We start from the raw sequence: 19,982 nt of genomic DNA on the forward strand, positions 1-19,982 counted from the left end.
CGGATCGCGGCCATGGCATGTCTCCGCCACCACCCTAACGGGGGACTCGTGGGAGCGTGCAAGGCAACCAGCTTCCTCCGAAAGGGGTTCATCCATGCCACGACGACGCACCACGAGTGCCTCCCGTCGCCGGCGCGCGATCGCCGCCGCCATCGGCGGCTTCGCGATCGGCATCGCCGGCGTCGGCGCCGCCCTGCCGGCGGCCGCCGCTCCCGACCGCGGCGACGGCGACGCGCCGCCGTCGGCGCCCGTGGTCGCAGGCGCGCCGACCGGCGAGCACCGCGTGACACTGATCACTGGCGACCGAGTGACGGTCACCGATCTCGCCGGCGGCACGCACGCCGTCTCGGTCGAGACCGCCGTACCGGGCGCCGGCTACCAGACGGTCACGGCCGACGGCGAGCTCAGCGTCATCCCGGCGTCGGCCGAGCGTTTCCTCGCTGCCGGCGTCGTCGACCCCGACCTGTTCAACGTCACGCGGCTCATCGAGTACGGCTACGACGACGCCTCCGTCGACGCGACGCCCGTCATCGTCGAGCTCGACGAAGGCCCGGCGCCCTTCAGCGCCGAGCCGCCCGTGCCGGGCCTCGCCGTGGGCACTCCGCTCGAGAGCATCGGCGCGGCGGCGGCGACCGCCGGCCACGCGGATGCCGCGTCGACCTGGGCCGCGCTCACGGGCATGGATGCCGCGGCCGACGCCGGCCCGCGCGCGTTCTCCGCGGACCCGGGCGACGCGACCCTCGGCGGCGGCATCGCCGCCATCCACCTCGACGGCAAGGTGCAGGCCACGCTCGACTCGAGCGTGCCGTGGGTCGGCGCGCCCGAGGCCTGGGCCGAGGGCTACACCGGAATCGGCGTGACAGTGGCGGTGCTGGACACCGGCTACGACGACACGCATCCCGACCTCGCTGGTCGCGTGCTGCCCGAGTCGATGAGCTTCGTGCCCGGCGAGGAGGTGGCGTGGGACCCGAACGCGCACGGCACGCACGTCGCCTCGACGATCGCGGGCACGGGAGCGGCCAGCGGCGGCACCCACCGCGGCGTCGCCGACGGCGCGAGCCTGCTGGTCGGCAAGGTGCTCGACCAGAGCGGGTACGGCCAGGACTCGTGGATCATCGACGCCATGGAGTGGGCGGGCGCGCGCGCGCCCATCGTCTCGATGAGCCTCGGGTCCATGCAGCCGTCGGCCGGCGACGACCTCATGGCCGAGGCGCTGGACGGCATCGCCGAGGAGACCGGCGCGCTGTTCGTCGTCGCGGCCGGCAACAACGGCGCCCCCGAGACGATCGGCTCGCCCGGCTCGGCCGAGCACGCCCTCACGGTCGGCTCGGTCGACGACCCGAGCGGGGCGCTCTCGTGGTTCTCCAGCCAGGGTCCACTCGTTCGGTCGGGTGCGATGAAGCCCGAGATCGCGGGTCCCGGCAACGAGGTGACGGCGGCCCGGTCCGCCGACTACGCCGGTGGCGACGGGTCGTACCTCACCATGAGCGGTACCTCGATGGCGACGCCGCACGTCGCCGGCGGCGCGGCGATCGTGAAGCAGCAGCATCCGGAGTACACGGCCGTCCAGCTGCGCGCCGCCCTGCTCAGCACGGCGACCGACGTCGGCCTCACGTCGTACCAGGCCGGCGCCGGTGTGCTCGACGTCGGCGAGGCGGTCGACGCGCCCGTCGTGGCATCCGGCTCGGGCGACTTCGGCATGCTCGTCTGGGGCGAGGAGCCCACGCCGGTCGTGCGCACGATCGAGTACGCGAACCGCGGCGACGCCGAGGTCACGCTGACCCTCGCGGCGGAGCTCGAGGACACGACCCCGGGCGGCGGCGACATCGACCCGATGTCGGCGTCCGAGGCCTCCGACGTGCTGTCGACGGATGCCGCCGAGCTGACGATCCCCGCGGGCGAGACCCGTTCGGTGACGCTCACGGCCGATCCGGCGAAGGTGCCGGCGGGCGCGCAGCTGTCGGGCGCGCTTGTCGCGTCGATCGACGGTGCGGCGGTCGCGCGCACCGCACTCGGCATCATCGCGGAGCCCGAGCGCTACGACCTCACGGTCACGGCGACCGGCTTCGACGGCGAGCCCGTCGAGACCTACGCGGTGCTCTACGACCACGACACGCAGGAGTACGGTCTCGTCGGCATCGCGGGCGAGACCACCCTGCGCCTCCTCGCCGGCCGCTACTCGGTGATGTCGGTGCTCGAGCTCGACCGCGAGGCCGACACCGTGGCCCAGGTGCTCGTCGGCGACCCCGATCTCGTCCTCGACGGTGCGGCATCCGTCGCCCTCGACGCACGGGCCGCGAAGCCCGTGACGGTCGACGTCGGCGAAGACGGCCTCGCCGCCACCGTGCAGCGCATGGACGTCAGCGCCGACGGATACGAGAACGGCGTGTATGCACCGGTCTGGACCGACGAGCTCTGGGCGCAGCCGATGGAGGCGCCCGGCGTCGAGCAGTTCAACTTCACGGCGCGCTGGCGCCTGCAGGAGGCGCCGCTCGCGCTGAAGGCCGGCAAGGAGCGGCTCGACCTCATCCCCCAGGCGGGATCGGTCCGGTTCGACGGCGCCCTGAAGGCCCGGGCGGTCGACGTCGGCGCCGGCAGCGTCGAGGAGTTCGCGGCTGCGGACGTGCGCGGCAAGGTCGCGGTGGCGACCCGGTCCGACGCGGTCGCGCCGGCGCAGCGGGCGGCCAACGCGCTCGCCGCGGGCGCCACGATGCTCCTCGTGGCGAACGACGCCGACGGCGAGCTCAGCGAGTGGGTCGGCAACGACGACGGCAGCGAGGTCGGCATCCCCGTCGCAGCGATGAGCGGCGTGCAGGGCCGGATCGTGCGCGATGCGATCGCCGGTGCGAAGGGCAAGCTCACGATCACGGGCGAGGGCGTCGCGAACGCCGACGAGATCTGGGACATCGCCCGCTACGACGACGGGTCGATCCCCGAGGACCTGCACTACCGGCCGCGAGACCTCGCGCGCATCGACACCATGTACTACGGCGAGCGGGGCGACCGGCTCGGCGAGTTCCGCTGGGACTTCGCGCCGAACCAGAAGTACGGGTTCGGCCTGCCGATGCTCGCGGCCCGTGGCATCGAGCGCACCGAGTGGGTGAACACCGACGTCGACTGGTACCAGGACGTCACCGTGCTCGACGTCGGCTGGCAGGTGCGCGACGTGCTGCGCTCCTACGAGCTCGGCGAGCGGGTCGACACGAGCTACTTCGGCCCGATCGTGCGGCCGTACGTCGGTCCCGGGTACTGGGCGCCGAACCGCACCGGAGACTTCCTCCAGGTGAACCTGCCCTCGTGGGGCGACGGCGGCGAGCCCGAGCACACGGGCACGTTCGACGTGTTCGCGGGCTACCCGGGCTTCTCGCAGAACACCGACCTGTACCTGAACGGCGAATACGTGAAGTCGTCGCCGTTCCAGGGGGTCAACGTGTTCGGCCTGCCCGACGGCGACGCCGAGGTGCGCGTGGTGAACACCGCGGTCCATGACGGCACGTCGCTCGCGTCGTCGACGAAGACGGTCTCGGAGTGGACGTTCACGACGTCGGGCTCGGTCGACGACTACTCGCTCCGGCTCGAGCCGATGCTCCAGGCGGTCTACGACGTCGAGCCGGATGCCGCGGGCACGGTCGGTGCCGGACGCAAGAAGGGCGCGCCCGTGGCCCTCGGCCTGGAGATCGGGCACATCGCCGGCGCCGAGGACAGCGCTGCGGTGACCGGGGCGACACTCGAGATGCGCGTCGCCGGCGGCGATTGGGTGACGGTGCCGCTCGAGGTCGTGTCGGGCGACTCGGGTCCGGGCGAGCCGCCGAGCTGGATCTTCCCCGAGGGTCGCGCCCACGTGACCGCGTACCAGGCGGCCCTCCCCGTCGCCGACGCGGGCGGGTGGATCGACCTGCGGGTGAAGGCGGAGGACGCTGCCGGCAACACCTTCAGCCAGGAGATCGAGCGCGCCGTCGAGGTCGCGCCCGTGAAGCGCGGCGGGCGATGAGGCCGGTGCTCGAGTAGCACCGACGCCCTCCGCTGGTCGAGGGGCGCCGCTCGAAGCGCGACGCGTCTCGAGACCCCGAGGCCCGGGTGTCCGTTCAACGGACACCCGGGCCTTCGGCCTGCCGGTTCGGTCGCCGGCGCGACTCAGGCCGCGTTCGCCTGCGCCCCGACCGCGTCCCGCAGCGCGTCGACGAGCGGGGTCGTCGGCCGCCCGATCAGCCGCGACAGCGTCCCGTCGCTGTCGCCGAGGATGCCACGGCGGATCGCGTCGTCGAGGCCCGCGACGAACGCGGCAGTGCCGGCGTCGAGCCCGACGGACTCGAGCGCGGCGATGTGCTCCTCGGTCGTGAGCCGCTGGTAGGTCACCTCGCGACCGACGACCTCGGATGCCGCGGCGGCGAGCTCGTCGAAGGTCCACGGGGTGTCGCCCGCGAGCTCGTACACCTCGCCGAGGTGCCCGTCCTCGAGGAGCACGACCGCGGCGGCGTCGGCGTAGTCGGCGCGGGGAGCGCTCGCCACGCGCCCGTCGGCCGCGGACGACGCGATCACGCCGGTGCCGGCCGCGCGCGCGACATCCGCCGTGTAGTTCTCGGTGTACCAGTCGTTGCGCAGGATCACCGCGGGCACGCCCGACGCGGCGATCGCCTCCTCGGTGGCCTTGTGGTCGGCGGCGAGCGGGAAGTCCTCGGCCGTCGTGGCCTTCGGCGCGCTCGTGTAGACGAGCTTCGCGACGCCCGCGGCCTTCGCCGCGTCGATCACGTTGCGATGGCCCTGGACGCGCGCGCCGGGCACGGAGCCCGAGACGAGCAGCACCGCGTCGACGCCCTCGAGCGCGGCGGCGATGGTATCGGGACGCTCGTAGTCGAGCTCGGCCGTGCGGATGCCGCGTGCCGCGAGGTCCTGGAGCTTCGACGTGTCGCGCGCGGTCGCGACGACGTCGGCGAGCGCGGCGCCGCGGGCGAGCAGCGCCTCGACGACGAGGCGGCCGAGGTGGCCCGACGTGGCGGTGACGAGGATGGTCATGGGAGCGGTTCCTTCCGGTCGGTGGCGCATCGCCCTCGAGGGGTGCGCTTCACCGAGGGCAACCGGATGCCGCCGCTGTACCTTCCCTTTCGAAGGTACCCACTTTGAAGTAAGGTACCCACATGGTGGTAAGTCTTGCGGAAATCCGGGAGACCTCCGGCGAGGTCTTCATGGAAGGCTGTCCGACGCGGGTCGTCCTCGACCACATCATGAGCAAGTGGGGCGTGCTCGTGCTCCTCGCCCTCACCGACGGCACGCATCGCTGGGGCGAGCTGCGCCGCGAGGTGCAGGGCATCAGCGAGAAGATGCTCGCCTCGACGCTGCGCACGCTCGAGGCCGACGGCCTGGTCATGCGCGAGTCCTACCCCGAGGTGCCGCCGCGGGTCGAGTACGCGCTCTCGCCGCTCGGCCGCGACCTCATGGACCGCATGCTGCCCCTCGTCGAGTGGGTGGCCGGCAACGCGGACGAGATCGCCGGCCGGCCGGCCTGAGCGAGCGACGCAAGCGACGGACCGGGCGTCGTCGCCCGGTCCGCATCGGCTCGTTCGATCAGCTGACCGCGGACGCCACCAGCTCGGAGTACCGCTGCTCGATCGCCGGCGTCCACGTGCGCACGGCGAAGCCGATCGGCCAGAAGTCGCCGTCGTCGAGGTTCGCCCGGTCCTCGAACCCGATGGTCGCGTACCGAGCCTTGAACTTGTCGGCGGGTTGCATGAACGTCACGACCTTGCCCTCGTCGTTCGCGAAGGCCGGCATGCCGTAGTACGTCTTCGGCATGAGCTGCGGCGCGACCTCCGAGACGACCTTGTAGAAGCCCTCGCCGATGGCGCGGTCCTCGCCCGACATCGCCTCGATCGCCTCGCGGATCGCCTTCTCGCCCGCGGCGCGGTTCTTGCCCGCCTTCGCCTCGGCGCGCAGCTCCTTCGCGCGGTCCTTGACGGCCTCGCGCTCGAACTCTGAGAGGCCCTCGGTCTTCTCGGCCATGATGATCATCTCCTCCAGGTCGGTGAGCCGCTTCGGTGGGCTCGTGCTCGTCACGCTACGCGGCTTCGGCGGCGCGTGCTTCTCGATTCCTGACCGACGATGCCGACCGACGAGGTCGCCCCGAGGGCCGGCACGTCACGACGACGCCGCGACCGGACTCACCTTCATGAACACCGTCGAGCTGCTGCACGCGGGCACCGGGTCGCTGCTCGAGACGATGAATCCCGTGAAGCTGTGCGGCGGGAACACGCGATACCCGGTGCCCTCGACGACCGGGCAGTCGTCGAGCGGTCCGCCGCCGGGTGCGATGTTCGTCACCTGCAGCGGTGCGCTGACGGATGCCCCGGGCTCGAGCGTGACCGTCGCCGGCGAGTCGTCGTTCACCTGCTCGGCCGGCACGCCCAGTTCGTTCTCCGAGGCGTCGACCACCGACACCCCGGGCGCTCCACGCAGCTCGCAGGATCCGCCGCCCGTGTTCGTGAACACCACGTTCAGGTAGATCGACCCGGCACCCGCGTCGACGCTCTCGACGGTGACCTGCAGCGCGTCGTCGGCGCACTGGCCGGTCGGCGCGTTGGGGTCGACCGAGTGCGTGGGCGTCGACGTCGGCGTCTGGGTCGGGCTGGCGGGCGCCGACGTGGTGGGCGGACTGGTCGGGGTCGCCCCACCGGAGCATCCGGTGAGGAGCAGGACGAGGGCGGTCGTCGTCAGCGCGGATCCGGCGATCAGGCGGCTCATCCGGTCAGGGTAACCGCCATGTCCGGTGCATCCGCGGAGGCGAGCCGGGCGGCTGCGGAGGCCGGCCGATCGGGAACATTCCGCGGCCCGCCGCGGTTCGCCTCAGCATGACGACGATCGGAATCATCGGAGCAGGACACATCGGCAGCCAGGTCGCACGAGCCGCGATCGCGAACGGGTACGACGTGGTGATCGCCAACTCGCGCGGGCCCGAGACGCTGGCCGGGCTCGTCGCCGAGCTCGGACCGAAGGCACGCGCCGCGACGGCGACCGAGGCGGCCGAGGCGGCGGATGTCGCGGTCGTGACCGTGCCGTTCAAGGCGTACGACGCGATCCCGGTCGAGCCGCTCGCCGGCAAGATCGTGATCGACACGAACAACTACTACTGGGAGCGCGACGGGCACGTCCCCGCGCTCGACGAGGGCCGCGCGACCGTCACCGGCCTGCTCCAGGAGCACCTGCCGACGAGCCACGTCGCCAAGGGCTTCAACCACATCATGGCGAGCGACATCACGACCGCCGGCCTGCCCGCGGGCACGCCCGGTCGCCGTGCGCTCGCGACGGCCAGCGACCACGCGGATGCCGCACAGTTCGTGACCGACCTCTACGACGCGTTCGGCTTCGACACGGTGAACGTCGGCCCGCTCGCCGAGAGCTGGCGCGTCGAGCGCGACCAGCCCGCCTACGTGGTGCCGCAGGACCGCGACGAGCTCGTCGCGAACCTCGCACGTGCGGAGCGCCGGCTGGCGGCGTAGAACCTCGTGGGTCGAGGAGCCGCGACGAGGCGCCTCGAAACCCGCTTGCGAACGGGTCTCGATACGCGTCCGGCTCCGCCGGGCGCCACTCGACCACCGGCGGGGTGGCAGGCTGGAGGGGTGTCCGCCAGCTCGCCGCACCCGTCGTCCGCGTTCCCGAGCGCCGCGATCGAAGCGCTCGCCTCCCGCGCGCGGGCGCTCGCCGAGGCATCCGGCCGGCGCGTGCTCATCAGCGTGACCGGATCGCCCGGCGCCGGCAAGACGACCCTCGCTCGCTCGGTGGTGGCGGCGCTGAACGCGCGGGACGCGGCATCCGCTGCGCACCTGCCGATGGACGGCTTCCACCTCGCGAACGCGACCCTCGACCGCCTCGGCCTGCGCGACCGCAAGGGCGCCATCGAGACGTTCGACGGCTGGGGCTTCGTCGGCCTGCTCGAGCGGGTGCGCCGCGAGGTCGACCACACCGTGTACGCGCCCGCGTTCGAGCGCCACGTCGACGAGCCGGTCGCGGGCGAGATCCCGATCGAGCCGGTGGCGCGCATCGTCGTCGTCGAGGGCAACTACCTGCTGAGCGACGAGGAGCCGTGGCGGCGCATCCGCGACCTCGTCGACGAGTCGTGGTTCTGTGCCGCCGACGACGACGAGCGGATGCCGCGGCTCGTGCGTCGGCACACCGAGTTCGGTCGCACTCCCGACGCGGCCCGCGCGTGGGCGATCGAGGTCGACGGCGCCAACGCGCTCCGGATCGACCCGACGCGCGTGCACGCCGACCTCGTCGTGTCGGGCGTCACGGGCGAGATCCTCGGCGACGTCCGCGAGGGCCGCGAGACGGGCTCGACCTAGCCTGTCGCCGTGATCTCCATGATCGTGTTCAAGGCGAGCACGATGATGAACCCGTTGAAGAAGTAGCTGAGCACCGAGTGCCAGGTCACGGTCCACCGGATGCGGGAGGTCGTGTTGATGTCGTTGGGCGTGAAGCTCGTGCCGATCATGAATGCGGCGTAGACGAAGTCGAGCAGGCCGGGGTCGTCGCGATCGGGGAACATCAGTGGGCGGCCGCGCGGGTCGTCGGGCACGCGGTTGTCGAGCCGGTAGTAGATCTGCGCGAAGCCCCAGTGCAGGAACCCCCACGCGATCAGCATCGCCCACACCCCGACGAAGTTCATGGCCTCGCCGAGGTCGGGATCCTGGCGGAGCACCAGCAGCTGGCCGGCGGCCGTGACGCCGATGAGGCTCGCGAGGATCGTGGTGATGAGGCTCGCGACCCGACCCGGCCGCCGGGTCGCGATGAGCGTCGGCGTCGCGCGCCACTCCTGCCGCGAGATGCGGGTGAGTGCGATCATCCACGCCGCCATGTAGGCCGACGAGAGCAGGCACCACACCGCCAGCACGATGATCTCGAAGACCGGCTCCTCGCCGACCAGGAAGGTGATGCCGAGCACGACGATGATCGTGAGCGTCGTGATGTTCACGGCCCGCGCGATGCGGTGGTTGGGTGACGTGACGGTCGCGGTCGTCGCCTCCGTCATACGCGTCCCCCCTCGCCGGTGCGGTGGACACCACGATGGCCCCGAGCGCCGCGCCGCGTCAAGGTTCCGGCTCATCGGAGGAGGATGGGGTCGTGGACGCGAGGGTGCGCTGGGACCGCGCGAACTGGCTCGTCTGGGCGCAGCTCGGGCTCATCGTCCTGCTCCTGCTGCCGGGTGAGGCGCTGTGGAGCGCGACCTGGATCACCGCGCTCGCGGCGGTCCTGATGGTCGCGGGCCTCGCGCTCGTGGGTGCCGGCTTCGCGGTGCTCGGACGCGACCTCGTGGTGTGGGTCGCGCCGAAGCCCGATGCGCCGCTGCGCACCGGCGGGATCTACCGACTCACGCGCAACCCGATCTACCTCGGGCTCATGATCGCGGCCGGAGGCTGGGTGCTCTGGCGGGCGCGGATCGAGCTCGTCGTCGTGTGGCTCCTGCTCTGCGTCGTGCTCGTGATCAAGGCGCACGTCGAGCAGCATCGGCTGCTCGACGCGTTCGGCGACGACTACCGCGCCTACGCCGATCGCACGCCGCTGATGCTGTTCGCCCGCGGCATCCGCTAGTTGTCGGCCGCGCCGTCGGCCGAGCCGTCGGCGATGTGCAGCAGCCGGAACTCGGTGCGATGCACGGCTTGGAGGTAGACCCGGAGCAGCGGGCCGAACGCGCGCAGCCCGGCGTCGGTCGGGAACGGCTCGATGCGGTCGATCGCGTACTCGCGGCGGCCCCGCAGGACCGCGCCGTGGCCTGCGGCGCGGAGGTTGCGGTACCAGCTGACCCCCGTGCCGTACACGAGCACGGCGACGAAGCCGGCCGGGATCCGGGCGTGCAGGATCGGCGTCTCGAACGTGCGACCGCTCTTGCGGCCCACGTGCCGCACGAGCATGAACGGCCCGATGCCGCGGCGCGCCATCGCGAGCGTCAGGTGGTTGAACGTGTGCTTGATGGTGGTGAGCCACGCCTGCTTGAAGCGTCCCATCGCGTCGCCGATCCGTCGGCTCAGGCCAGCGAGGGCGTGGGCGCGTCGGGCTCGGATGCCGCGCCCGCCTCGCCCGCCCGCGTCGCCCCCGACTCGAGCAGGCTCATGATCGCGTGCAGCGGGATCGCCGCCCACGTCGGACGGTTCCGCGTCTCGTAGATCGCCTCGTACACGGCCTTGTCGAGCTCGAAGGCCGCGAGCAGGTCGCGGTAGCCGCTGAGGTCGAGGCCGGATGCCGCGACGTACCCCTCGAGGAACGCGCGCCGCGCGGCATCCGCCCACGCGACGGCGGACCCGGCGCGCTCGGGCAGCGCGAGCCCCGTGGAGCCGGCGACGTAGTCGAACGACCGCAGCATGCCGGCGACGTCGCGCGCCGGCACGTCGGGATGCTGGCGGTCCTGCATCGGGCGCATCGGCTCGCCCTCGAAGTCGAGCAGCACCCATCCGCGGTCGGGCACCAGGAGCACCTGGCCGAGGTGCAGGTCGCCGTGGACGCGCTGCAGCTCTGGCCACGCGCCGGCCTCCGCGCGCTCGTAGAACGCCTCGATCGCGGCGCGGTGCGGCTCGAGCTCGGGCACCTCCGAGACGGCCATGGCGAGGCGGCGCGACCATGCCGACGTGATCGCGTGGATGTGCTCGGGCGAGGGCTGCTCGCGGGGGAACAGTCGGCCGAGCGACAGGTGCACCTCGGCGACGGCGGCGCCGAGCGCGCGGGCCTCCTCGGTGAACGGGGTCCCGGCGGCAGCGGACGAGAGCGCCACGCGCCACGCGTCCTCGACGCCGGGCAGGAACTCCTGCGCGAAGGCGAGATGACCGCGCGCGCGACCGTCGGGCCGGCCCACGTCGTCCCATTCGCCCACGACATCGCCGACGCTCGCGGGCACGTGCGGGGAGCCCGAGGAGGCGAGCGCCGTCTGCAGCGTGACATCCGGGTTCTCGCCGTGGTGCAGCTGCCGGAAGAGCTTGCAGATGATGGGCGCCGAGTCGGCCGGGCGGAAGATGATCGAGGTGTTCGACTGCTCGCCGCCGAGCACCGAGGCCGCGGACGTCGTCGGCGGGCGCACCGCATCGCCCGAGTAGTGGCCGATCGCGTCGGCGCCGTCGGAGGCCGCCTCGCGGTCGCGCACGATGGTCGCGAGCAGCGCGTCGGTGTAGGCGCGGTCGTGCGGTCCGTCGTAGAGGTAGCCGTCGTCGGGCAGGCGCCCGATGAGGTGATCGGATGCCTCGGGCGCATGCAGCCGGTCGAGCCGCTCGACGACCGGCACCTGGTACAGCACGGGCGGCTCCGACGCGTCGTCCATCACGAGCAGGGTGCGCACGCGCGCGTCCTCCTCAACCGTGGGCAGCTCGAACGCGCCGATGAGCCGCAGCGACGGCGTGTGGCCCTTGCCGCCGAACCATCGCTGGAGCGGCATCCACTCGGCGATCGCGGCCACGGCGCTGTCCATGCCTGAACCGTACGACGCGCCCCGGCCGATGTCGAGGAGCGACGCCGCGGGTTCCGCGCCGTTCAGTCCGCGGGCACGGGACGCACGGGGTCGCCGACCCGGACGAGCGCCCGGCCGCCGCCGTCGAGCTGCGGCACGAGCAGGATGCCGAACCACGTCGTGCCGTCCCACCGGCGGTGCTTCGCGAGCGTCCGGATGGGCTCCACGCCACGCGCGAGCGTGACCGGGTCGATGAGGGTCATCGCGCACCGGTCGCAGATCGCGGTCACCCGGAAGCGCACGTCGCCGAGGTCGACGAACGGCCAGGCGTCCTCGGCGAACGGCACGTCGCCGTCGATCACGATGTTCGGGCGGAACCGGAGCATGTCGAGGGGCGGCGTGCCCTCGTCGGTCCACGCGTCGAGCTGCGCCAGCGAGGCCTCGCTCGTGAGCAGCACCGGGGCGACGTCGGCGAGGGTGACGCGCTCGCCGGGGAGGCCGCCGTGCGACGGGTTCACGGTGCGCGCGGTCGGATCGGGCTGCCAGACGAGGCGCACGCCGGCGCCGATGCGCGCGGCCAGCCACTCGTCGGCCTCCTCGCCGGCGGGCAGCGCGGTGCCCTGCCGTGTGAAGCCCACCGGGATCGGGGCCGCGTCGACGGGCGGGTCGACCTGGAGCGGGTCGCCCCGACCGTCGTCGAGCAGCACGCCGCCGCCGGCCATCGGCTCGGCGTGCAGCGCGAGCAGCCCGTTGCGCTCGCGAGCGGTGATCACGGCACCGGATGCCGCGTCGACGATGCCCCAGCGACGGTCGGCCGCGAGCCCCCACGGCTCGACCACGGCCGAGCGCACGTCGTTCCCCGCGAACGACTTGACGGGATGGACGCGGACGCGCGTGACCTGCATCCGATCACCGTACCGGGCGGTCGCGCCTGTGCCGAGAATCGGGGGCTTGTCGTGGCATCCGCGGGCTCGTATCGTCGCGTTCGACCGCACCCTTCGACGACGAACGGAGCCGACATGGCCGCGACCGCGCTGCCCTCGAGCGGAGACCAGCCCGCAGCATCCGGCACGCCCGTGAAGACGTGCGATGCGAGCGGCATGGCCGAGATCCACCGCATGTTCCGCGCGGGCTTCGGCGAGGGCCGGATGCTCGTGGAAGCCGTGCCAGGGGGCGACACTGCGCAGGCCGACCTCGTGGGCGACCACCTCGACATGCTCTCGGTGGGGCTGCACGCGCACCACGAGGGGGAGGACACGATGCTCTGGGCGCCCCTCGAGCAGCGGGCTCCCTCGTGCGCCGCACATGTGGAGCGCATGAAGCAGCAGCACGCGGCGCTGCTCGTGCACCTCACGGCGATGGACGAGGCGCTGCCGACGTGGCGGGCGAGCGCACGGCCGGCGGACGCCGAGGACGTGCTCGCGGCGCTCGATGGCATCAACGCCGCGCTCGCCGCGCACCTCCCCGACGAGGAGTCGAACATCGTGCCCGTCATGGAGACGGTGATCACCCAGCCCGAGGTCGAGGCGCTCTCGGAGCACGGTCGCAAGGCCACGCCCAAGGGCAAGGCGTTCCTGCAGCTCGGCGCGATCCTCGCCGCGCAGCCCGACGGCGGCGCCGAATGGCAGCGCAAGCACCTGCCGGCTCCCGTGCGCCTGATCTGGCGGTGGATCGGCCGGCCGAAGTACGAGGCGCACCGCAGGGCGCTGGTCAAGGCGTAGCCCGCGCACACGGATGCCGCGCCGGGCGAACCCGACGCGGCATCCGTGCTGTGTTGCTCGCCCCCTAGTCGAGCAGGTGATCCAGGGCTCGGCCCATCCACGCGTTGCGCGTGGCCTGATCGGTGATGCCCTCGAACCCGAAGCCGCTCAGCAGCGAGTGCGGCGTCGCCACCACGGCCGCCTCGGGGAAGCCCGCGGCCGTCGTGATGATGAAGTTGTTCGGGTTGGGCGCGCTGCCCGGCGGCGGTCCGGTGATCTCCCAGCCGTTCGAGTCGTCGTTCTCGAACGAGGTCGATCCCTCGCCGGTCGACACCTCGATGTCGTCGACGAAGACGCCGAGCCCCTGGGTCGACCAGTCGCTGACGTAGCCGATGGAGACCTCGACCTGGCCCGCGGTCTGGTACAGCGACAGGTCGACGTTCCACTGCTCCCAGCCGCCCGAGTTGCCGGATGCCGCGTTCCACACGCCGGTGGTGCCGCTCGGCTCGCACGACGTCGAGTCGATGACCGTCTGGTAGTGGTCGAGGTGCGGGTGCAGCTCGCGCCAGCCGGCCGGGCAGCTCTGACCGGTGCTGCTCGTGGTGTGCTCGCTCGGCAGCGTCGTCCACTGGTCCGTGTTCGGCACGCGGGCCTCGACGATCAGGTGATCCCAGTCGGGCTCGGTGTCGTACGACGTCCAGAACGACAGGTTCGCGCCGCCCTGCGGGACGGTGATCGTCCGCGTCAGCCGCTTGTACGACACGTCCGCGATCTGCGAGTACGCGTACGCGTCGCCGGAGTGCGGCTCGAACGGACCGCCCGCGCGGTCCCAGCGGGCCGAGACCCAGCTCTCGAACTGCGGGTACTGCTGCGGGTCCAGGATGCCGCTCGTCGTGATGAACGAGTTGCTGTGGTCCTGGTTGCCCGCGCTGTCCGCGCCGTTGAAGCCCCAGTCGAGACCGTCGTACGGGGTGTCGACGCCGAGCACGTCGAGCACGTCGCCCTCATCCGTGGTGCCGGCGTCGTCGACCGCGATGTACGCGCCGAGCGAGTACTGCAGCGTGTCGTTGACGAGGTTGCCCGATCCGCCGAGCGGACGGCAGCGTGGCCGGACGGCGGGGTCGCCGCACGACGCGTTCGCGGCCGTCGGGTCGAACAGGTACTGACCGGCGTACTGCGTGCCGGCGTACTTGCCCGTGTAGAGCACCTTGCCGCCCTCGTTGAGGAAGTCGCGGACCTCGAGGATCTGGTCCATCGCCAGCCGGGAGGCCGTGCCCGCGGCACCGCCGGGTTCTCGGGTGATGATGTCGTCGCCCGTGTACCAGATCACGGCGTCGTAGTGCGAGAGCACGCCGAGGTTGTCGGAGGCGATCCGCCCGCGCGCGTCCACGTCGTAGACGTCGTAGCCGACGCCGTTGGCCGTCAGGGCGTTCTGGTAGGACGAGAGGTACTTCGGGGCGGTGACGCCCTGCACCGGTGAGGCGCCCGTGTAGTCCTCGGCCGACACGATCAGCACGCGGTCGCTCGACTCCTCGACGGCCTGGTACGTGAACGAGTCGCTCGTGGCCTTGCCGCCCGTGAACCAGACCTTGACGCTGTCGCCCGGCTGGGTGCCGGTCACGACGCCGCTCATGATGGCGTAGTGGGCGCCGGTCTTGCCGCCATAGGTGTCACCGCCCGTCCATTCGGACGTGGGCTTCGAGACGACGGGCTGGTCGTTGATCTGGTACTTCAGCGTCACGGCGCCGAGGCTCCGCTTCGCGATCACACGCACCTCCTGCGGGTCGCCGTAGGAGTACTTGAAGGTGAAGTCGGCCAGCGGGAGCCCGGCCTTGTACGTGTCGTCGCTCTTCAGGTAGAACGGCTTCGTCGTCAGGCCGAGGTGCGACACCGGGTTCGCCGGGTCGGCCGCCGACTTGGCCACGTCCATCGCGAAGGGGAGGGCGCGCTCGTACTCCGCCTGCACCAGCGCCTCGTCGTCGGGGAACACGAAGCCGGCGTCGGGCTCGCCCTCGCCGAGTTCGGGCGTCCACGCCAGTGTGCCGTGCTGGACGTGCGCGAAGTCGGTGGTCTCGCCGTTCGTCACGTAGAGCACGTCGGACGACAGGCCCGGCTCGAAGTCGGAGATCGCGGGGTTGTCGCGGTTGCCCGACAGTGCGTAGTAGATGGGGTCGTCCGCGGTCGGGGTCCCGGTCTGCCAGCCCTCGGCGTACAGCAGCCACTGTCCGAACGAGTGGTAGTTCACCTGGAACTCGGGAGCCGCCCGGTCGAGGAGCGCCATCATCGCCTGCGTCTCGGGCTCGGATCCGGCCGACGGACCGCGGTAGGTGTCGCTCGAGGTCACCGACGAGGACCCCTCCTCGTCGTAGCCGAAGTGCTCGGGGTAGTTGCGGTTGGGGTCGACGCCGTCGGCGCGGGTGATCTGGTTGTCACCGTCGTTGTCGCGCAGGTTCTTGCGCCACAGCCGCTCGTGGTCGAACGTGTACTGGTAGCCGTCGGGGTTGGCGACGAGCAGGAACCAGTACTCGTTCTTCTGCAGCAGCGTCTTCGTCGCCTTGTCCTTGGCGTTGTAGCTGTCGATGAACGAGTGCAGCAGTCGCCGGTTGACCTCGGTCGAGATCCACTCGCGCGCGTGCTGCGTCGAGCTGTACAGGACCGCCGGCCGGGACCCGTCAGGGACGCCCCTCGCGCCCTGCGTGACCTTCAGCGCGATGATCTCGCGGCCCTGGTAGGTGTGGCCGAGCACCACCAGCTTCACGAGCTGGGGGTTGTCCTTCGCGAGCTGGTACAGCTCGTCGCGGATGCCGCCGCTCTCGTCCCAGGATCGCCAGACGTTGTAGCCCGAGGCCGCCTGCTCGGCCGCCAGCTGCCTGGCGGACTTGCCATCCTTGTTCTTCTTCACATGGACGTCGACGCCCTTCGCACGGAGATCCTTCGCCTCCTGCTCGGTGAGCACGACGTCGACGGCCACGCCGTCGTCGGTGACCCGGCTCGCGGCGACGTCGACGCCGCTCGCGACGAGGTCGGTCGCCTGCTCGGTGCTCACGTCGGCGGTGTACATGTCGAGCGCTTCGTCGTCCTCTGCGGCGCTCGCGCCGACGGGAGCGAGCATCGCCAGCACCACGGCGAGGGTCGCGACGCCGAAGGCGAGGCGAGTGGAGGTGGAGCGGATTCCGGCCATCATGGCTCCTTCGATCCGTCTCCGGCCGGAGGGGTAGTCGTGACGTCATCGTCGATCATGTTCGCCACGCCTGCGGCTCACTGCGGACCCTAGGCGCTAGCCTGCCGAGCCGTGCGGGCGGCTGTCAAGATGTCACCGAGGGTTGCTCACGTCCGGTTGCGCTCGCGAGGCGTCGCCGCGGCGCAGACGACGGATGCCGCGCCGGGCGAACCCGGCGCGGCATCCGATCACCTGCTCCCCTCGATCAGATTCCGAAATGGTCGAGGATGCGGCCGACGACCTCGGCGCGCTCGTCGTCGGTGGCCAGCTGCTCGAGGCCGAAGCCGAAGAGCAGCGTGTCCTCCGTAGCGGTCACGGAGGCGAGCTCCGCGAGGCCGTCCGAGCGCTCCCAGTCCGAGAAGTTCGGCGGGCTGCCCGCGGGCGGGCCGAGCACCTGCCAGGCGCCGAGGCCCTGCTCGAAGCCCTCGGCCTGCGACTCGCCCGCCGTGGTGACCAGCTTCGTGTCGTCGATGATGGCGCCGAGGCCGCCCGAGCTCGGGTCGGTCACGTAGCTCACGACGACCTCCACCTGGCCGCCCGCGTACGCGGACAGGTCGAACGACACCGGGATCCAGCCGCCGGACGAGCCGGTGAACCGGTTCCAGTCGCCCGTGTCACCCGTCGGGAGGCACGGGTCGGTCGCGGTGCCCGGGGTGAGGTAGTGCTCGAGCCACGGGTGCTCCTCGAGGAGGAAGCCCGCCTCGCATTCGGTCGGGACGTCCGTGTCCGTCGCGCCGCCGGCCTCGGGGAGCGTCGTCCAGTCGTTGCTGCCGACCGCACGCGCCTCGACGATCACGTTGTCGTAGCCGGGCTCGGTGTCGAACGCGAGCTGCGCCTCGAACGCGGGCGCGTTCGCCGCGGTCAGCCCGGTGAGGTCGTACGTCCGACCGAGCCGCTGGTAGCCGTCGTCGACGTGGCCGGCGGCCGCCGCCCATTCGCCCTCGATCGCCGCGAACGGGTCGGGGTACTCGGCCACGCCCTCGCTCGCGAACTGCGGGAACTCGTCTGCCGGGAGCACGTCGCTCGTCACCACGAACGCGCCGGCCTCGTCGATCGGGTTGTCGACCGTCGCCGGGCCGCCGAACTCGACGCTGACGCCGTCGAGCGGCGGCGCGATGCCGTCGGTGCCCGACTGCTCACCCGAGTCCTGTCGCGCGTAGGCGCCCATCCAGTACTGGGTGAAGTCGTCGGCGAGCAGCAGGCAGTCGGAGAACGGATCCACCGTGACGACGCAGTCCTGGTCGGGTGCGCCGTCGAGGCCGTAGTAGATCCCGCCGAACAGGTCGCCGCCGAGGCCGTAGTACCCGGTGGTCTCACCGGTGTACGCGACCTTGCCGCCCTCGTTGAGCCAGTCCCGAACGGCCATCGTGAGGTACTGCTGGCGCTCGGCCACGGCCAGGTCGGGAAGCTGCGACCCGCCGTACTGCGTGATCACGTCCTCCTCGTCCTGGGTGAGCCGGTTGTCGCCGAGGTACCAGAGACCGGCGTCGTAGTGGCCGAGCACGCCGAGGTCGTGCGGCACGCCCTGCGCGTCCACGTCCCAGACGTCCGCGTCGACGCCGTTCGCCTCGAGCGCCGCGAGGTACTCGTCGAGGTACTTCGCGCCGTCGTTGCGCGGCGCCTCCTCGGGGTTGTACCCGGTGTAGTCCTCGTTCGCGATGACGAGCACCTGGTTGCCCGTGTCCTGGGCGAGCTCGTACGTGAAGTGCTCGCTCTCGACCTTGCCCGGCTTCTGGCCCTTCGGCAGGTCCTTGGCGTTGGTCTGGCCCGAGAACCACACCTCGACGGAGTCGCCGGGCTCAGCGCCCGAGACAGCGCCTCGGTACTCGGCGTAGTAGTCGGTGCCCTCGAAGCCGTAGCGCTCGCCGCCCTGCCACTCGGCGACCTGCTTCTTGACCTCCTTGCCGCCGTTGATCTTGTAGTGCAGGGTCTTCGCGTTCAGCGCACGCTTCGCGGTGACCGCCACGGGCTGCGGGTCGCCGTACGAGACCTCGAACGGGTCGGCCACGAGGTCGGCGGCGTCACGGCCCACGACCGACACCGGGTCGTCGGGGTCCTGCGCCGACTCGGCGACGGCGAGTGCGAACGGGATGTTCTTCTCGAACTCGCCCTGGATGAGCGCCTCGTCGTCGGGGAAGTCGAAGCCGAGGGCCACGCAGTCCTCCTCGGCGACCCACTCGTCGTCGGGCACGCGGTCGGCCGCGTCCTCGCACGTCGACATCTCGGGCGTGAACCCGAGCGTGCCGTACGCCGCCTGCATGTGCGTGTCGAGGTCGCCGTTCGTCGTGTAGAGCTCGGCGGAGATGTCGGGGTCGTAGCCCGGCACGGCCGGGTTCGCGTCGTCGCCGGCCATCGCCTCGTAGATCACGTCGTCGGGCGACGGCGTCGCCACCTGCCAGCCGATCCCGTAGAGCAGCAGCTCCGCGGCCGAGTGGTAGTTGATCATGAACTCGGGCGTCACCTTCGCGAACAGCTGGTCGAGCGCCTGGGTCTCGGGCTCGGATCCGGGCGTGGGACCGCGGTACGTGTCGCTCGCCGGGTTGGGCGACGAGCCCTCGTTGTCGTAGCCCCAGCGAGTCGCCGAGTTGCGGTTCAGGTCGACGCCGTCGATGCCCGTGATCAGGCCGTCTTCGTTGTTGTCGCGCAGGTTCTTGCGCCAGAGGCGCTGCCCGGGTTGGAACGTGAAGTCGTAGCCGTCGGGGTTCGCGACCGGCACGAACCACAGCTCGGTCGTGTCGATGATCTTCGTGATGCGCGGGTCGGTGCCGTAGGAGCTCAGGTAGTAGTCGAGCAGGCGTCGCACCATCTCGGGCGTGATCCACTCGCGGGCGTGCTGGGCGGCCACGTACACCGTGGTCGGGCGCTTGCCGTCCGTCTTCTGCTTGGCGATGTTGCCGGTGACGCGAACGGCGCCGATGTCCTGGCCGTTCCACGTCTCGCCGAGCACGCGGAACTGCGCGATGCCGGAGTGCGCGGCCGCCTGGTCGACGAGCTCCTCGAGGATGCCGCCCTCGCCGCTGTAGTGGCGGAACACACCCTCGGGCGTGCCGAACGCCTGCATCGAGCGTCGCTGCGCCGCCGGCTCCTTGGCCTCGAGCGTCGTGCCGGCGCTCGCGAGCTGGTCGATCTGCACGGCGTTCAGGATGACCTGGACGTCGACCAGGCCCCCGCCGTCGGCGCTCGGCTCGACGACCATCTCCTGGCGATCCACGCCGAGGTCGACGATGCTCGCGAGCCCGTCGGCGTCGACGGTGCCGGTGTAGACCGACGGTCCGGCTTCACCGCCCGGTGGCTGTGGCGGACTGGCGAAGCTCGGCGCGGCGGCCGCGCCGGTGATGACCAGTGCCGCTGCGGTGGCGACGGCGAGTTGACGGAACATGCGTACCCCCTTGTGCGCGTGCGTGCCGCCGGGGTGATCACCCGGCCGTCCGCTCGCGGCGGTTCGCCGCGACACGAACGATCCTCATATTGGTCCCCGGCTCAAGGGCGGGTCAACCCCTGTCGGAGAACGGTTCCCGATTCGGCGGGATCTGACCGCTGCGGGTGCAGCTCTGCGCGGCGAGCCCGCCCGGCGACGGTGTCGGCACCGCATGCGAGCATGGATCCATGCCCGCCGAACCCGCGTCCCGCCCCGGTGCGCGTG

15 protein-coding genes are annotated in these 19,982 nt (G+C 71.7%); 6 read left to right on the forward strand and 9 right to left on the reverse strand.

What is annotated here, in order from left to right:
* The first annotated feature begins 94 nt into the window (after window positions 1–94).
* Window positions 95–3,991, forward strand: a complete 3,897-nt coding sequence (locus tag ACWGO8_RS10790) for a S8 family peptidase (RefSeq protein WP_452043061.1) — start codon at window positions 95–97, stop codon at window positions 3,989–3,991.
* Window positions 3,992–4,134: 143 nt separating this feature from the next.
* Here ACWGO8_RS10790 and ACWGO8_RS10795 read toward each other — a convergent pair whose 3' ends face one another.
* Window positions 4,135–5,013: an SDR family oxidoreductase gene (locus ACWGO8_RS10795; protein WP_452043062.1), complete on the reverse strand. Its 879-nt coding sequence runs from the start codon at window positions 5,011–5,013 to the stop codon at window positions 4,135–4,137.
* 122 nt (window positions 5,014–5,135) lie between these two features.
* Between ACWGO8_RS10795 and ACWGO8_RS10800 the strand changes: the two genes are divergently transcribed.
* On the forward strand, window positions 5,136–5,504 hold the full coding sequence (locus ACWGO8_RS10800) for a winged helix-turn-helix transcriptional regulator (RefSeq protein ID WP_452043063.1): 369 nt from the start codon (window positions 5,136–5,138) through the stop codon (window positions 5,502–5,504).
* A 58-nt stretch (window positions 5,505–5,562) separates the two neighbouring features.
* On the opposite strand, the gene ACWGO8_RS10805 is transcribed toward ACWGO8_RS10800, so the two are convergent.
* Together ACWGO8_RS10805 and ACWGO8_RS10810 are read right to left on the reverse strand one after the other, a co-directional pair.
* Window positions 5,563–6,051, reverse strand: a complete 489-nt coding sequence (locus tag ACWGO8_RS10805) for a hypothetical protein (RefSeq protein ID WP_452043064.1) — start codon at window positions 6,049–6,051, stop codon at window positions 5,563–5,565.
* Window positions 6,052–6,132: 81 nt separating this feature from the next.
* Window positions 6,133–6,735: a DUF4232 domain-containing protein gene (locus ACWGO8_RS10810; protein WP_452043065.1), complete on the reverse strand. Its 603-nt coding sequence runs from the start codon at window positions 6,733–6,735 to the stop codon at window positions 6,133–6,135.
* 77 nt (window positions 6,736–6,812) lie between these two features.
* Here ACWGO8_RS10810 and ACWGO8_RS10815 point away from each other — a divergent pair, with 77 nt between their 5' ends.
* Window positions 6,813–7,490, forward strand: coding sequence for an NADPH-dependent F420 reductase (locus ACWGO8_RS10815; protein WP_452043550.1), 678 nt, complete (start codon window positions 6,813–6,815; stop codon window positions 7,488–7,490).
* 120 nt (window positions 7,491–7,610) lie between these two features.
* Window positions 7,611–8,333: a nucleoside/nucleotide kinase family protein gene (locus ACWGO8_RS10820; RefSeq protein ID WP_452043066.1), complete on the forward strand. Its 723-nt coding sequence runs from the start codon at window positions 7,611–7,613 to the stop codon at window positions 8,331–8,333.
* Here ACWGO8_RS10820 and ACWGO8_RS10825 read toward each other — a convergent pair.
* The gene (locus ACWGO8_RS10825) at window positions 8,330–9,019 is read right to left on the reverse strand and encodes a DUF1345 domain-containing protein (protein ID WP_452043067.1); all 690 of its coding nucleotides are present in this window, start codon (window positions 9,017–9,019) and stop codon (window positions 8,330–8,332) included. The genes ACWGO8_RS10820 and ACWGO8_RS10825 overlap by 4 nt on opposite strands.
* Window positions 9,020–9,111: 92 nt before the next feature.
* Between ACWGO8_RS10825 and ACWGO8_RS10830 the strand changes: the two genes are divergently transcribed.
* The gene (locus ACWGO8_RS10830) at window positions 9,112–9,579 is read left to right on the forward strand and encodes a methyltransferase family protein (protein WP_452043068.1); all 468 of its coding nucleotides are present in this window, start codon (window positions 9,112–9,114) and stop codon (window positions 9,577–9,579) included.
* Here ACWGO8_RS10830 and ACWGO8_RS10835 read toward each other — a convergent pair.
* The 3 genes from ACWGO8_RS10835 to ACWGO8_RS10845 form a co-directional block, all read right to left on the reverse strand.
* The gene (locus ACWGO8_RS10835) at window positions 9,576–9,992 is read right to left on the reverse strand and encodes a nitroreductase family deazaflavin-dependent oxidoreductase (protein WP_452043069.1); all 417 of its coding nucleotides are present in this window, start codon (window positions 9,990–9,992) and stop codon (window positions 9,576–9,578) included. The two genes, ACWGO8_RS10830 and ACWGO8_RS10835, sit on opposite strands and share 4 nt — an antisense overlap.
* Window positions 9,993–10,012: 20 nt before the next feature.
* Complete coding sequence (locus ACWGO8_RS10840; protein ID WP_452043070.1) at window positions 10,013–11,440, reverse strand: maltokinase N-terminal cap-like domain-containing protein; 1,428 nt, start codon at window positions 11,438–11,440, stop codon at window positions 10,013–10,015.
* Between the two features lie 62 nt (window positions 11,441–11,502).
* Window positions 11,503–12,324: an MOSC domain-containing protein gene (locus tag ACWGO8_RS10845; RefSeq protein WP_452043071.1), complete on the reverse strand. Its 822-nt coding sequence runs from the start codon at window positions 12,322–12,324 to the stop codon at window positions 11,503–11,505.
* 114 nt (window positions 12,325–12,438) lie between these two features.
* Here ACWGO8_RS10845 and ACWGO8_RS10850 point away from each other — a divergent pair, with 114 nt between their 5' ends.
* A complete protein-coding gene (locus ACWGO8_RS10850) occupies window positions 12,439–13,140 on the forward strand; it encodes a hemerythrin domain-containing protein (RefSeq protein ID WP_452043072.1) in 702 nt (233 codons plus the stop codon).
* Between the two features lie 64 nt (window positions 13,141–13,204).
* On the opposite strand, the gene ACWGO8_RS10855 is transcribed toward ACWGO8_RS10850, so the two are convergent.
* Window positions 13,205–16,300, reverse strand: coding sequence for a M14 family zinc carboxypeptidase (locus tag ACWGO8_RS10855; RefSeq protein ID WP_452043073.1), 3,096 nt, complete (start codon window positions 16,298–16,300; stop codon window positions 13,205–13,207).
* Window positions 16,301–16,544: 244 nt separating this feature from the next.
* Window positions 16,545–19,718, reverse strand: a complete 3,174-nt coding sequence (locus tag ACWGO8_RS10860; RefSeq protein WP_452043074.1) for a M14 family zinc carboxypeptidase — start codon at window positions 19,716–19,718, stop codon at window positions 16,545–16,547.
* Window positions 19,719–19,982: the final 264 nt, after the last annotated feature.

The sequence above is a fragment of the Agromyces sp. NPDC055661 genome, from assembly GCF_053618135.1.

What these genes read in the sequence shown, in the direction of transcription:
- ACWGO8_RS10790 (WP_452043061.1), top strand. Translation starts at nt 95, where the DNA reads ATGCCACGACGACGCACCACGAGTGCCTCCCGTCGCCGGCGCGCGATC.
- ACWGO8_RS10795 (WP_452043062.1), bottom strand. Translation starts at nt 5,013, where the DNA reads ATGACCATCCTCGTCACCGCCACGTCGGGCCACCTCGGCCGCCTCGTC.
- ACWGO8_RS10800 (WP_452043063.1), top strand. Translation starts at nt 5,136, where the DNA reads ATGGTGGTAAGTCTTGCGGAAATCCGGGAGACCTCCGGCGAGGTCTTC.
- ACWGO8_RS10810 (WP_452043065.1), bottom strand. Translation starts at nt 6,735, where the DNA reads ATGAGCCGCCTGATCGCCGGATCCGCGCTGACGACGACCGCCCTCGTC.
- ACWGO8_RS10825 (WP_452043067.1), bottom strand. Translation starts at nt 9,019, where the DNA reads ATGACGGAGGCGACGACCGCGACCGTCACGTCACCCAACCACCGCATC.
- ACWGO8_RS10835 (WP_452043069.1), bottom strand. Translation starts at nt 9,992, where the DNA reads ATGGGACGCTTCAAGCAGGCGTGGCTCACCACCATCAAGCACACGTTC.
- ACWGO8_RS10840 (WP_452043070.1), bottom strand. Translation starts at nt 11,440, where the DNA reads ATGGACAGCGCCGTGGCCGCGATCGCCGAGTGGATGCCGCTCCAGCGA.
- ACWGO8_RS10845 (WP_452043071.1), bottom strand. Translation starts at nt 12,324, where the DNA reads ATGCAGGTCACGCGCGTCCGCGTCCATCCCGTCAAGTCGTTCGCGGGG.
- ACWGO8_RS10850 (WP_452043072.1), top strand. Translation starts at nt 12,439, where the DNA reads ATGGCCGCGACCGCGCTGCCCTCGAGCGGAGACCAGCCCGCAGCATCC.
- ACWGO8_RS10855 (WP_452043073.1), bottom strand. Translation starts at nt 16,300, where the DNA reads ATGGCCGGAATCCGCTCCACCTCCACTCGCCTCGCCTTCGGCGTCGCG.
- ACWGO8_RS10860 (WP_452043074.1), bottom strand. Translation starts at nt 19,718, where the DNA reads ATGTTCCGTCAACTCGCCGTCGCCACCGCAGCGGCACTGGTCATCACC.